The sequence below is a fragment of the Hespellia stercorisuis DSM 15480 genome (genome assembly GCF_900142165.1).
Classification (GTDB): domain Bacteria; phylum Bacillota; class Clostridia; order Lachnospirales; family Lachnospiraceae; genus Hespellia; species Hespellia stercorisuis.
Genome location: NZ_FQZY01000030.1, coordinates 17,357 through 30,058, shown reverse-complemented (window position 1 = coordinate 30,058; position 12,702 = coordinate 17,357). Strand labels below are relative to the sequence as shown.

The 12,702-nt window shown below is 42.9% G+C and carries 19 protein-coding genes; all 19 read right to left on the bottom strand.

The genetic code is table 11. The annotated features are described in order from the left end of the window. Nucleotides 1-182: 182 nt before the first annotated feature. The 19 genes from BUB85_RS11150 to BUB85_RS22435 all read right to left on the bottom strand — a co-directional run bounded on the left by BUB85_RS11150 (nucleotide 183) and on the right by BUB85_RS22435 (nucleotide 12,641). Nucleotides 183-566 carry a hypothetical protein gene (locus BUB85_RS11150; protein WP_046391891.1) on the bottom strand — a complete coding sequence of 128 codons (384 nt, stop codon included), beginning with the start codon at nucleotides 564-566 and terminating at the stop codon, nucleotides 183-185. 13 nt (nucleotides 567-579) lie between these two features. Further along, a complete protein-coding gene (locus tag BUB85_RS11145) occupies nucleotides 580-1,164 on the bottom strand; it encodes a major tail protein (RefSeq protein ID WP_073110268.1) in 585 nt (194 codons plus the stop codon). 2 nt (nucleotides 1,165-1,166) lie between these two features. Continuing rightward, on the bottom strand, nucleotides 1,167-1,511 hold the full coding sequence (locus tag BUB85_RS11140; RefSeq protein ID WP_073110265.1) for a hypothetical protein: 345 nt from the start codon (nucleotides 1,509-1,511) through the stop codon (nucleotides 1,167-1,169). Next, nucleotides 1,508-1,939 (bottom strand): HK97-gp10 family putative phage morphogenesis protein, encoded by a 432-nt coding sequence (locus BUB85_RS11135; RefSeq protein WP_073110262.1) that lies wholly within the window; start codon nucleotides 1,937-1,939, stop codon nucleotides 1,508-1,510. The genes BUB85_RS11140 and BUB85_RS11135 overlap by 4 nt, the downstream gene beginning before the upstream one ends. Then, complete coding sequence (locus tag BUB85_RS11130; RefSeq protein ID WP_456298568.1) at nucleotides 1,926-2,303, bottom strand: head-tail adaptor protein; 378 nt, start codon at nucleotides 2,301-2,303, stop codon at nucleotides 1,926-1,928. The genes BUB85_RS11135 and BUB85_RS11130 overlap by 14 nt, the downstream gene beginning before the upstream one ends. Beyond that, a complete protein-coding gene (locus BUB85_RS11125; protein WP_073110259.1) occupies nucleotides 2,291-2,599 on the bottom strand; it encodes a head-tail connector protein in 309 nt (102 codons plus the stop codon). Before BUB85_RS11125 ends, BUB85_RS11130 begins: the two co-directional genes overlap by 13 nt. A gap of 22 nt (nucleotides 2,600-2,621) precedes the next feature. Next, nucleotides 2,622-2,846 carry a Head fiber protein gene (locus BUB85_RS11120; protein ID WP_067425072.1) on the bottom strand — a complete coding sequence of 75 codons (225 nt, stop codon included), beginning with the start codon at nucleotides 2,844-2,846 and terminating at the stop codon, nucleotides 2,622-2,624. Nucleotides 2,847-2,858: 12 nt separating this feature from the next. Next, nucleotides 2,859-4,055, bottom strand: coding sequence for a phage major capsid protein (locus BUB85_RS11115; RefSeq protein ID WP_073110255.1), 1,197 nt, complete (start codon nucleotides 4,053-4,055; stop codon nucleotides 2,859-2,861). Between the two features lie 16 nt (nucleotides 4,056-4,071). After that, nucleotides 4,072-4,803, bottom strand: coding sequence for a head maturation protease, ClpP-related (locus BUB85_RS11110; protein ID WP_073110251.1), 732 nt, complete (start codon nucleotides 4,801-4,803; stop codon nucleotides 4,072-4,074). Next, nucleotides 4,793-6,061 carry a phage portal protein gene (locus tag BUB85_RS11105; RefSeq protein ID WP_073110247.1) on the bottom strand — a complete coding sequence of 423 codons (1,269 nt, stop codon included), beginning with the start codon at nucleotides 6,059-6,061 and terminating at the stop codon, nucleotides 4,793-4,795. The genes BUB85_RS11110 and BUB85_RS11105 overlap by 11 nt, the downstream gene beginning before the upstream one ends. A gap of 15 nt (nucleotides 6,062-6,076) precedes the next feature. Then, complete coding sequence (locus BUB85_RS11100) at nucleotides 6,077-7,642, bottom strand: terminase large subunit (protein ID WP_073110322.1); 1,566 nt, start codon at nucleotides 7,640-7,642, stop codon at nucleotides 6,077-6,079. Nucleotides 7,643-7,790: 148 nt separating this feature from the next. Then, complete coding sequence (locus tag BUB85_RS11095) at nucleotides 7,791-8,015, bottom strand: DUF7678 domain-containing protein (RefSeq protein ID WP_073110244.1); 225 nt, start codon at nucleotides 8,013-8,015, stop codon at nucleotides 7,791-7,793. A 4-nt stretch (nucleotides 8,016-8,019) separates the two neighbouring features. Then, the gene (locus tag BUB85_RS11090) at nucleotides 8,020-8,202 is read right to left on the bottom strand and encodes a DUF5049 domain-containing protein (protein ID WP_456298567.1); all 183 of its coding nucleotides are present in this window, start codon (nucleotides 8,200-8,202) and stop codon (nucleotides 8,020-8,022) included. Next, nucleotides 8,189-8,419 (bottom strand): DUF4314 domain-containing protein, encoded by a 231-nt coding sequence (locus BUB85_RS11085; protein WP_073110238.1) that lies wholly within the window; start codon nucleotides 8,417-8,419, stop codon nucleotides 8,189-8,191. Before BUB85_RS11085 ends, BUB85_RS11090 begins: the two co-directional genes overlap by 14 nt. After that, nucleotides 8,403-9,095 (bottom strand): virulence protein, encoded by a 693-nt coding sequence (locus BUB85_RS11080; protein ID WP_073110235.1) that lies wholly within the window; start codon nucleotides 9,093-9,095, stop codon nucleotides 8,403-8,405. The genes BUB85_RS11085 and BUB85_RS11080 overlap by 17 nt, the downstream gene beginning before the upstream one ends. Before the next feature lie 135 nt (nucleotides 9,096-9,230). Further along, entirely contained in the window at nucleotides 9,231-10,469 is a 1,239-nt protein-coding gene (locus BUB85_RS11075) for a site-specific DNA-methyltransferase (protein WP_073110232.1), read from the bottom strand. Then, nucleotides 10,459-11,622: a methionine adenosyltransferase gene (gene metK / locus BUB85_RS11070; protein WP_073110319.1), complete on the bottom strand. Its 1,164-nt coding sequence runs from the start codon at nucleotides 11,620-11,622 to the stop codon at nucleotides 10,459-10,461. The genes BUB85_RS11075 and metK overlap by 11 nt, the downstream gene beginning before the upstream one ends. A 1-nt stretch (nucleotide 11,623) precedes the next feature. Beyond that, nucleotides 11,624-12,163 carry a P27 family phage terminase small subunit gene (locus BUB85_RS11065; RefSeq protein ID WP_073110229.1) on the bottom strand — a complete coding sequence of 180 codons (540 nt, stop codon included), beginning with the start codon at nucleotides 12,161-12,163 and terminating at the stop codon, nucleotides 11,624-11,626. Between the two features lie 118 nt (nucleotides 12,164-12,281). After that, entirely contained in the window at nucleotides 12,282-12,641 is a 360-nt protein-coding gene (locus tag BUB85_RS22435; protein ID WP_073110316.1) for an HNH endonuclease signature motif containing protein, read from the bottom strand. Between the last annotated feature and the right edge of the window lie 61 nt (nucleotides 12,642-12,702).

Genomic DNA, 12,702 nt, shown 5'->3' with positions numbered 1-12,702 from the left:
TCCATCAGGGATGATGTCATCAATAAATATCTCTCTTTTTGGTTTTGCCAGCCCCTGATACTGTTTGTGACACTCCCACAAGTCTAGTAGCAAACCAAACGGCATCAGCCAAAATTCATCCATGGTCAGATGTAATGCGCTGATGCCGTAATATAAAAGCCTCGTAAATAACTCTTCGTCACTTACGGGGCTACTGCGTTTTTTTGGCTTTCCTCACTGAGTACATTTCTTTTTGCACCCTTGTAAAGGGCATTCATAATTGCCTCTTTGTACTCTGCCAAATCAATCGGGCTTGTGAGAATTTCTACCTCATCTTCTGTCAGTAATTCCTTCGGTGCATCCTTGTGCTTGATGTTATAGACTAGGGTACTTTGATTGGCCAGTAAGGTAATCAGCCACACAATCTCCGAAAGTGCCATCTCGACATTCTCAGACTTCATTAGCTTATCGCCTAAGTTTTCAAGACCACCATATCGTCCTGCAATTTCCTTTGTTGCCTTTGTAGTAAGTAGTAGCACATATTCATCGCCACCAATACTAATGCTTGCTGTTCGTTCGTTATCCATGAATTATCCCTCCTTATACTGTGTAATCCGGTTCATAGACTTCTGCATACCAACTGCTGATAACCGATGCCGGTACATCCTTATCGCCTTCGGTCACTTCCGCTTTCCACGGATGTTTACCGCTTGTATCCGGCTTGTTTCTTCGGAGAACCGTACCTTCAATTGTTGGTGTTGAAAATGTAATACTGTCACCCTTTGTAGCAAGGTTTGTCGCAGGAATACCGAATTTCACTCGGTAGAGCCAGTAGTATTTATACTTGCCATTGGATTTCTTTGCTCTAAAACCAACAGCCACGGGATCCCCGCCATCTTCACTGTTAGAAACCACAACGTTGTTCTTATCAACCGTGACTCCGGTTAAGGCGGCTGCAGTAGTCGAGCCAATATCATCCACTCCAAGAGAGATAGTGCCATTTTTAAATTCTTTAACGATTTCTGCCGCACCATCATCTGCATAGAGAGTTGCCTCTGCCAGTTCAACAGATAACTCTGCTGAGATTGCTTTTGCCAGCTGAGTGGGTGTGCCATAGATTTCTTCGCCATTTTCATCATCTGTGATGGTCGCATAATAAAGTTTATCCAGACCAATTGTTGCCATTTTTAATTACCTCCTATTTCATAATGTTTGGCTACATCCACGTTGTAGTGGTAATAGCCCGTATCATCTTCAAAGCCGATGTAGCTCCGTGCGGTTATGGTGAAACTGGAATCCAACAATAACTGCACCACTTGATTTTTTAACGCTGTATAACTGCCTTTGCTATAAATTGAAATCCGTGCCTCTTGAACATCGATGCATGGTAGATTATCCGAATGAAGGTCAAAGCTATCGCTCATCGGAACAATCACCATGTACTTTGACGGCGCAGCATCCGAGAACACGCCTGTTTCTATTGGAACATCCAGTGATTCTAAAGCGACTTGTAAGTCTGCTAGAATGCTCATATCTTTTTGACCTCCTCTTCAAAAGTGCTTTTCATTACTGAGATACACTCAGACTTTGATGCACTTTTAGCGGGTTTCAAAAAAGGCTTTGCAGGTTGACCGTGTTTGCCATACTCAAGGATGTTTGCTATTTTTGCGTTACTCTCACCATCAGGCCTTGGTTCAGAAAATCCAATTTTTATATTGTGGTTTCCGTTCCTATCTAGCCTGACTGAAGTGACACCGAGTGCCTTTTCTAATTCACCCGTTGATCGTGATTCATGCTTTGTACCTTTACCGATTACAGCAGAAAGATTACTCTTCGTTCGTTTGAAAACGACTTCGCCACCTGCTTTTAGCACCTTTTTGGCAACAGGGTCAAAGTCAGATCCAAGCTTTGAAATCTTGAGCAAAAAATCATCGGGCATCTTAATATCAACTTTTGCCAATACTACTCACCACCTTCTTTGCCAAAACTTCTGTATACATACCTCGACCTTTTACGTTTTCTACCGAGGTAATATCAAAACGTTCTCCATCACATTCAATAAAGTGTTCTGTCGTAACCTCAACTTCTGGAATGGCACGAAACCTGAATAAATCGGTAGCCTCTGAAAAAGTAGCCAGGTTAGCCCAGCGCTCACTACCATGACGCCCTTCCCGGTAGACTCGAATCGAAGCAATCACGGTTTCTGATGTTGTCGCAAATCCTTCACTGTCTTTTGTTTTTGTGATTTCCTTAATGTCAGCAAATCCATTCATTTTTCCGAAACTCACAACCAGTACCTCGCCTTCAATTTTTACACCTTCCAATCCCGATCAAGCCTTAATAGCAGGTTGACCATATTCCACACCTGCTGACCGGCTTGCACATTATCTGCAAAAAAGCCACCTGTACTGCCATCTCTGCTTTCATAAAAATGAGAAGAAAGCACAATAATGGCTTGCTCAGTAGTCGGTGGCATGGGGTGATCGGTGTAGTACTTTTCTGGTACATGCTGATAACTCTCGGCATAACTGACAGCAGCGGCGATGAACATCTCTAAGAGTTCGTCATCAGCTTCATGCTCCAAAATCAAATTTGCCTTTACCTTTTGAATCAGTGTCATACCGCTACCATCCTTTCTCTTTTTAATCAGCTTCTATGAGTCCGGCTGTTTTTAGCTTTGAAAGCAATGCATTAAAATCAGCAACTAAACTCGTAATATCTTCTGCCACACTAGGTGCTTGGTTTTCTGCAGGAGTAAAAGAAGAAGGGAGACCTGTCACGGTTGCTCCCTCCTTAATCTCTAACGTTCCTGCGATGACGGTTTTATCTCCGCCTTGTTCGGTGTAGTTTTTTGTGTTGTAATCCATATCGCACCTCCGTTAGGCTTTCTGCTGAAGAACCTTGATTGCTTCAGGTAGTACTAACTTGCCATCCACACGTTCTTTAGCTACAAAACCGACCATGCCATTACCTGCAAACAGCTCACGAAGTTCTGCAAAGGAACGAGAACCACGATCTCCAATGTTGTAGTAAGACAAATCGCCAAAGATAATGGTCTTAGCACCTGCCTCAATGGTAGGCATATAAGCAGATGTATAAACAGGATAGCCAAGTAGTTTATCTGGTTCACCTGCAACAAGAGCTGCTTGCCACATATAGGCTCCGTTACCGTCCTTTAGTTTTCTAAGTGCCGCTATGGTCTGGTCATTTAAAATGAACACGGCATTTTTACGATAAGGACGCTTCAAGGAATACACAAGGTTAATCACTTCGTCAGCAGTAATAGCCGTCGCGGATGCTGCAGTCACACCGACTTCAGCTCCACCACTTGCAGCCAGAATACCCAGTGGTTTTCCTGTACCATTACCATTAATAAAGGCATCTTCTTCGGCATTGGCCAGTGCCTTATAAAACTCCTCAATGATGTAGTTCTCCAGTTGGAAGGCATTGTCATAGAGCAGTTCCTCGGTAACCTTTACAGCTACATGAAGTTTGTGAGCATCCAGATTAATTTGAGAGAAGGTTGCATCGCTAAAGGTCAGTGCCTCACCCTCATCAATCCATGCAGCCGCAGGTTTTGTGGCCGCTATATTGATTTTTCGCTCACCAGATGTCGTAATGGTATGTCCTAACTTACGGATGATATTTTCGTCTTTCAGCCCATCAATCAGTCTCGTGTCATACTCTTCTGGAACCAGATATCCACCATCAGCATCAACACCTTCTTGCAGGACATTGGATACATTACGGAAGTTTGAACGAAGAGCTGAAAGCATTGCTGTCTTATAAGAATCAGCTGCTCGGCCAGTTTTAATTTCACTGTTATCCATTCGACCATTCATCGGATTTTCAATGATTGGCTTGCTGACAGGTTTTTCAAGTTCAGCCTCGATTGCTTCACGTCTTTCCATGCGATGGATTTCATTCGTGAGTTCAGTGATCTCATCTTCCATGGTTTTGTAGGTTTTATCATCTTCTCCGGACAATGTGCCATTCTTGGTTTTATGAGTGTCCAAAAACCCGTCCATCGTTTCAATAAGCTTTTTGCGCTTGTTACGCATTTCTGTAATCGTCATAGTAAAATTCCTCCATTTACATATATTTTTTGATAATTAAAAGACGCTCCTTGAGTTCATCAATTGAGCGCCCTTGGGGTTTGGCAGATTCCTCTGCCTTGATTGGTATTGTCTTTTCTGCAATTTTATTTAGCAGATTCGTAGCCACTGCTTTTCTAGAAAACGCATAGGCAGAAAAAGTGGGTTCGGATTGTTTCTCATCCTTTAGCACATCGTCTGCAAAGCCAAGTTCTATGGCTTTGTTGGCATTCATCCAGGTTTCAGCATCCATCAGATGAGATAGTTTGATGCGAGATACTCCAGTCTTAATCTCATAGGCATTAATAATGCTTTCTTTCACCTCATCTAACATCTCAATCGCTCGTTTCATGTCTTCATGATCACCCATCGTGATGGTTGCTGGGTTATGAATCATCATGAGTGCTGTCGGAGCCATTAGTACCTTTGTTCCTGCCATGGCAATGACAGAGGCGGCAGATGCTGCTATCCCATCAATCTTGACGGTTACCTCATCTGGGTAATCCATCAACATGGTATAAATCTGACTTGCGGCAATGCAATCTCCACCCGGTGAGTTAATCCATAAGGTGATGGGTCCTTTTCCGCTAAAGAGTTCATTTCTAAACATCTGCGGGGTCACATCGTCATCAAACCAGCTTTCTTCAGCGATTGTTCCATAAAGCTCAAGAACTCGTTCTTCTTGTTCGCTTGCTTGGTTCTTCCATCGCCAAAATATCTTATTCTTCATCCAAGTCTTCCTCCTTTCCATCCTCGTTTGTATTTGCGAATGCACCTGCCTTTGTAAGAGGGAGCATATTGCCGTTGACAAGGTACATGTCACCGCCATCCTCTGAAGGGATACGGTCTAGGTTTTCAAGTTCCCTAATATCATTTGCACTCATCCAACCGTTCTGCCTTGCTGTGGCATACCCGCTCATGCGACTAACATAATCCCCTCTAAGCAGACCTTCTACATTGAATCTAAAGAAGTATTTTTTCTTTTCTTCCGGTGTAAAAAGGGTGCGGGCTAGGGTTTGCTCCCAACGCACTACCCACGGGTCTAAGGTGTATTTCACAAACTCAAGGGATTGTTGCTCAATATTAGAAAAGCTCGACTTCTCAAGGTCGCCTACCATGTGAGGAGGGACTCTAAAAATCCGAGCAATTTCATTGATTTGAAACTTCCTTGTTTCAAGGAATTGTGCTTGTTCTGGTGAAATGGAAATCGGTGTATATTTCATTCCTTCTTCAAGCACGGCTATTTTATTGGAATTGGCACTGCCACCAAATTGTGACTGCCAAGCCTCTCTGACTTTCCCAGGTTCTTTAATCGTTCCCGGATGCTCCAACACACCACTTGGAGCAGCACCGTTAGCAAAGAACTTGGCTCCATATTCCTCTGTTGCAATGGCTAGACCAATCGCATTTTTAGCCATCGCAATCGGGGAGTAGCCAACCAGTCCATCAAACCCGAGTCCGGGAATATGAAGTACATCGGAGGTACTAAGTTTTACTGTCATACCCTTCGTACTGTTCACATCATCTGCACCTCTGGTATATAAGTAATAGAGCTGCCCACTCTCATCTCGATGAACTGACATCCGATTTGGCATCAAGGGGTAGAGTCCTACAACTTCACCTTTGCCATTGCGAATAATCTGCGCATAACAATTCCCCCATAATAAAAGATGAGTCATCAGTGTTTCTCTAAACACAAAAGAACTCATCTCAGGATTCGGTTCATCATGCAAAAGTCGATACAAGGAATGGTCAATTGCTTTTTCCTTGCCACCATCTTCTGTATAACAATAAAGATGCAGAGGAAGCCCTGCTACTGCTTCAGCTAATATTCGAACACAAGAGTATACGGCCGTCATTTGAAGTGCCGACCGCTCGGTCACTGTTTTACCTGCTGTGCTTGAACCCATTAAAAAGGTATAGTTGGAACTCACCGCTCTATCAGTAGGCTTATCTCTCGCCTTAAAAATGGATGATAAAAATCCCAAAACCAATCACCTCCCTCATATAAAGAGAATGCCTCGGTTGTCATAAACCGAAGCACTCGTATCATTGCCACAACGAATCGCTCGATCAAGAGCCATAATCGTTGCCACTGCACCATCAATCTTTTCTGATGATTTTTCCTTGTCCGGCTTGATGTTGCCTGCCGGGTCTGTTCGAACAAAAATGTTATCCATCATCCAACGAAGTACAGGATGCCCACCATGAGCAACCTTTTCTTCTAGCGTTAGTTTCATCAGTTCCTTAGTCGGTGGACTCATATCCTTAAATCCTTGACCAAAGGGGACAACAGTAAAACCCATGCCTTCTAGGTTTTGAACCATTTGTACGGCTCCCCAACGGTCAAAGGCAATCTCACGAATATTGTACTTTTCGCCAAGTTCTTCAATAAACTTCTCAATAAAACCGTAATGAACTACATTTCCTTCGGTTGTTTTAAGGTGATCCTGCTTTTCCCAGACATCATAGGGAACATGGTCACGGTTGACCCTGGCACTTAGAGTTTCTTCTGGCAGCCAAAAGTAGGGAAGAATGATGTATTTATCATCCTCATCTAGGGGAGGAAACACCAATACAAAGGCAGTAATATCAATGGAGCTAGAAAGGTCTAGTCCGCCATAGCATACCCTTCCAAGTAAATCCTCTTCATTTACGGCAAAGGCACATTTATCCCACCTGTCCATCGGCATCCAGCGAACCGCCTGTTTGACCCACTGATTAAGTCGTAACTGTCTAAAGGCATTCTCTTCTGCAGGGTTTTGCTTGGCTGATTCACAAGCGGCTTTTACCTTATCAATCCCTACCGTTATGCCAAGGCTTGGATTAGCTTTTTTCCACACCTTCGGATCTGTCCAATCATCGGACTCATCTGCTCCATAAATAACCGGATAAAAAGTAGGGTCAATTTTTCTTTTCTCCATGAGGTCTTTGGCTTTCTGATGGGTTTCATAGCAGATTGATTTTGTATCAGATCCTGCCGTGGTGATAAGAAAATATAGGGGCTGTGTTCTGGCATCACCAGAACCTTTGGTCATGACATCAAAGAGTTTTCTGTTGGGCTGCGTATGCAACTCATCAAAAACAACACCATGAATATTAAAGCCATGCTTTGAATAGGCCTCTGCTGAAAGCACTTGATAAAAACTATTAGTCGGTTGAAAAACGATTCGTTTTGTTGCCGATAAGATTTTGACTCGTTTACTTAGAGCCGGACTCATACGTACCATATCAGCAGCCACCTCAAAAACAATGGATGCCTGTTGCCTGTCTGCAGCGCATCCATAAACCTCGGCTCTTTCTTCGCCATCACCACAAGTAAGCAGTAATGCGACAGCTGCCGCTAATTCAGATTTCCCCATTTTCTTAGGAATCTCAATATAGGCTGTATTAAACTGCCGATAACCATCTGGTTTCAGTGTTCCAAAGAGATCTCTGATAATTTGTTCTTGCCAATCAATCAGTTCAAATGGCTTTCCAGACCATTTCCCTTTGGTGTGACTTAAGCATTCAATAAAGTTGACCGCATAATCTGCAGCATCTTTATCGTAAATAGAGTCCTTTGCCATAAAAGGAGTCGGTTTATATTTCTTAAGTTTTCTGATTGCGGTCACCCCTCTTCAAAATGAGCATAAAAATAGACCCGCATCAAGCAAGCCTTATTACTCTTTCTATACGAGAAACAGAGCCAATGTTGGCACTGTCCTCTGTTGCTATTTAGTTGTGTTCTAATAATAAGATTGCAAGCGCAATTTCTGTATCCTCATCCACAGGTTCAATGTCCCAGCCTCGGTCATAATTTGCAATAATCTCTTCTTTGCGCTTAAGCATCAGCTTTGAGATGCGCCCCTTGTCAATGCCAAATTCCGAACTTTTCTCATAGCACTTTACCCAATAATGGATGATGCTGTCATGAACTTTAATGCTACCTTCTTTCCACACGGTTTTATTCCTCCTTGCCTGTCAGAATGAATCTGGAATAGGCCCCCACGTTATCTGCAAGGTAAACAAGTAGCTCGTCATATCCTTCCCTCAGAGCGATTTCCTGTACTTTTCGCACATCAAACATATTGGTTTCACCGGTATCTCGAATGGCAAGAATCTGCTCCTTTATCTTATCTGTCATCATCAATCCTCCTGCAAAGGTCTTCTTCATAAACAACGGATAAACTAGACCCTGTGTCCCAAGACACCATGATTGAACCGATATCATCTACGCCTATTACTGTTCCTTTTGTTCCAATAACTGGTGCTTGAATGTCATCCATCCTTAAAAGTTCTACACGGCATCCAACAGGATACGTTTCACGAAGATGATGTAGTCTTTCCTTACTGATTATCATCATTTTTAGCTCCTCCTTTAAATGCCGATGAACCTGTTAGGTTTCTAAGCAGTATTTTCCGTTCTTCCTTATATTCTTTTCCGATAAAGCCAAGGCGCAGTAAAAAGCATCGGAATGTATATTTCTCATTCGGAGTTTCCTTTTCTTTTGCCATGATGCGTTTTTGATTCCTTGCCATCTCACAAAGAGCTGAAATAAAGTGGGTATACGCTTGTACCTCTTCTGGTGAAGGCATTTCTTCAAACCAAGGAAATGAGACTTCCTCTTTTGAAATCTTAATCGGTAAATCGTCTAGCCGCAAAGCATGACGAATCAGTTCGCCTTTTACCTGAATGATTGCTTTTACGTTTTCTAATGCTGTATCAGTAAAGCTGTTTCTTGGCATGGAGATACAAAGACCAAACATTCCGCTGTCCGCCGTTTGTGCGGCCTCTGTGCCCTTAGTTTCTTCCATTGGGGTAAAGCCCTCACTTAATAAATGCTCGGCCACACTTTCGATTTCTTCGCTATCTGCCTTGCCAGTCAGTTCAAGTGTTCCATCCTTGTCGATGATAAAATCTCCCACCTCATAAGCCATGCTAGGCATTCCTAGATACTTTGCTTTTACACCTGTAATCTTGCTCAGTGCTGTAATTAGCCTTTTTCGGTCTGCTCCTGTTAGGTTATATTTAATGACCATGTACAAAACCTCCTTTGTTTTGGTATGTACATATATCACTCTAAAGCACTGATATAGCAAGCTTTTTCTCGATTATTTGGTGTAGAAAGAAGCCCTAAGTATTTCCCTCTAATTGTGTAAACCAAACAGCGCCGACTACTCATCTGCAGCTAAATCCAATTCATCAAAACCATAGCTAAGCCCGTCTCTTTGAACACTGACTTCTTTGGAAGTCCCAACCTGTTCAATGTAGCGTTTAATAATGACATCGCAAAACTTCTCATCTAGTTCTGTCGTGTAGCAAATGCGCTCTGATTGCTCACAGGCAATTAGGGTACTACCACTTCCGCCAAATGGGTCAAGCACAATGGTGTTACTCATAGAGGAGTTCAAAATTGGATAGGCGAGAAGAGGAATAGGCTTCATCGTAGGATGGTCACCGTTTCTCTTTGGCTTATCAAATTCCCAGATGGTGGTTTCTTTCCTACCTGTATACCACTGATGCTTGCCTTTCTTCTTCCAGCCAAACAGCACAGGTTCGTGCTGCCATTGATACGGAGAACGCCCCAGTACAAGGGAGTCCTTTTTCCATATACAACAGCCGGACAAGTAAAAACCGGCATCCGAGAAGGCTTTTCTAAAATTAAACCCTTCGGTGTCGGCATGGAATACATAGATAGAAGCATCGTCTGCCAGTGCTTCTTCGATATTGATAAAGGCATCTAAGAGGAACTGATAGAAGGCATCATTTGCCATATGATCATTTTTGATTTTCCCAGCAGTTCCTTCATAGTTTACATTGTAGGGAGGGTCTGTTAAACACAAGTTAGCCTTCTTTTTATTCATGAGTAAATCATAGGTTTCTTTCTTGGTGGAGTCACCACATATAAGTCGGTGTCTACCAAGGGTCCATATGTCACCAAGCTTACTGATTGCTGGCTTTTTTAATTCTTCCTCCACATCAAAGTCATCATCGTGGATACCATCTTTCAGTGTGTCTTTAAATAAGTCATCCAGTTCTTTAGGGTCAAATCCAGTTAGGGAAACATCAAAATCTACACCTTGTAAATCTGCAATCAAGAGGGCAAGTTTATCCTTATCCCAATCACCGCTTATTTTATTGAGTGCGATGTTGAGTGCTTTTTCTTTTTCTTCGTCCATTTCAATGATGACACACTCAACTTCTGTGATGCCCATATCCATGAGAACCTTCAGTCTTTGATGCCCACCAACAACATGGCCGGTCACCTTATTCCAGATAACCGGCTCTACATAACCAAATTGTTCAATGGATCGTTTTAATTTATCGTATTCTGCATCTCCTGGTTTCAAATCTTTACGAGGATTGTATGTTGCAGGGATGAGGTCTTTTGTGTTCTTCTTTTCAATCAACATATTTGTTTACCGCCTCCCTTAGTTCTGTATAGCAATCTAGAAATTCCCACGTGCTTAAGCCATATCTGAAATGGCCGTAAGTAGCTGTATCTGCATAAATGACATCCGTCAGTTTTAGCTTTTCGATAATGGCTGCAGGTCTTAGATTGAATACATCTAACACAGCACGGCAAAGGATACTTTCCTCAATCGTCCCTGTTCCAAAGGTATCAATCTCAAGAGCAACAGGATCTGCTTTTCCAATTGCATAGGAAATCGCTACCTGACATCGCTTAGCAAAGCCACATCGAACGATATTCTTTGCAATCGCCCTTGCCATATAGGCACCACTGCGGTCAACTTTTGTCGGGTCTTTTCCTGAAAATGCACCGCCACCATGAGCGGCGAGTCCGCCATAGGTATCAACCATGATTTTTCTTCCCGTAAGACCGGTATCAGCTGCTGGTCCTCCTTCAACAAATCGTCCACTAGGATTAATGAGGATCTCAGTCTCATCGTCAAATGGATATTTTTCAAAGACTGGCCACAGCACCTGAGCAATGACTTCATTTCTTAAAACATCTAAATCTTTATCTGCACTGTGTTGAACGGAGACAACGATGGTCTTAATTCGTTTTGGTTTGTCACCTTCATATTCCACCGTCACTTGAGCCTTACCATCTGGGCCAATGTCTTTGATTACGCCATTCTTCATCACCTTATCCAGCTTTTCGCAAATGGCATGAGATAAGACTAAGGGGAGAGGTAGTTTCTCACTAGTTTCATTGGTGGCATAGCCATAAACGGTGCCTTGGTCACCCGCTCCTAACATGGAATACCATGACGTATCACCCTCACGAGATTCCAAGGCTTGATCCACACCACCTGCGATATCTTTACTTTGCTGATGGACATAGACAAAGACTAAAAACTTTCTAGGATTGTAGCCCACATCCGTAAGAACACGGCGGACAACACCTCTAATGTCAATTCTCTTTGAGCAGGTAATCTCACCGGCAACAATGATGTGTCCTTTGGTTGCCATCACCTCACAAGCGACACGAGAGGATTTATCTTTTCTTAAACACGCATCTAAAATGCTATCTGAAATAAGGTCACATAATTTATCGGGATGACCTTTACATACACTTTCACACGTTCTATATTTATTCATTTTATTTTCCTTTCCGAGCAGATAATAACCGCTCCATCAAATCATCTTGTGGACTTCTGCCTCCAAACTCCACAGAGCAGTTTTCCTTTACAATTTGGTAAATCTGATACCAACACTGGTTGACCTGTTTCATGTATTCACGGCTCATCGCAACATAAGGTGATGCGATGGCAGCTGAAGTGGTTGGATGCTTTGCAAGAAATCCATATTCTGAAATACACTCTTCGCACTGAATCCAACGAGAAACACTCATGGCATACTGCTCGATTAGCTGGTTGTTTACTAACATTTCGCAGCTACGATCTTTCAGCCACTTGTAAGTTTCGATATAAATATCTTCTGCACAGAGGTCTTTACCGTTTTTCTGAGCCGCCTTTAAATAATCTTTTACTGGAGGAACATCCGTGCCTTCCATTTCTGCTGGCTCCGGCAGTACTTGAACCCCGTTTAATCTGCCATCAGCAATTTTGTCGGTTAGAGCCTTTGATTTTCTTCCAGCACCAACACGCTGACCGCCTCTTGCTGTACCGTCTTTCGCCATGTTTTCACCCCACTTTTCTAAAAGTCTTTAATACCCCCTTTGATTTCTGATTTTTACACGCGAAGCCCCAGGCCGTTGTCCGCCATAAGAGGTCTAGAGATTTGACCTCCCCCTTGGCTCACCTACGAATCTGTCTATCACCGAGTTCTAAATGAATCTTGTTGTGACAGGATTTACATAAGGACATCAAATTGTTTCTATCGTGTGTACCACCTTGAGAAACAGGGAGGATGTGATGCACTTCATCGGTGGGAGTTAGTCTTCCGTCCTCTTTACACATCTCACACAGGGGATGTTCCTGTGCATACCGGTCTCGGATTCTTTTCCAGGATCTACCATACTTTTTATTAATATCCTTTGACCGTTGGTATTTATCATAGCGTCTACGTTCAACGACTCGATGCTCTTCACAGTACTGGCCATCGGTTAAGTTGGGACAGCCTGGTGTACTGCATGGTCGTTTTGGTTTTCTTGGCATCATATCACCTCGCTTTCTGGGCATAGAAAAAGCCCTGCAGGGCGCATCCCACAAGGCTTGG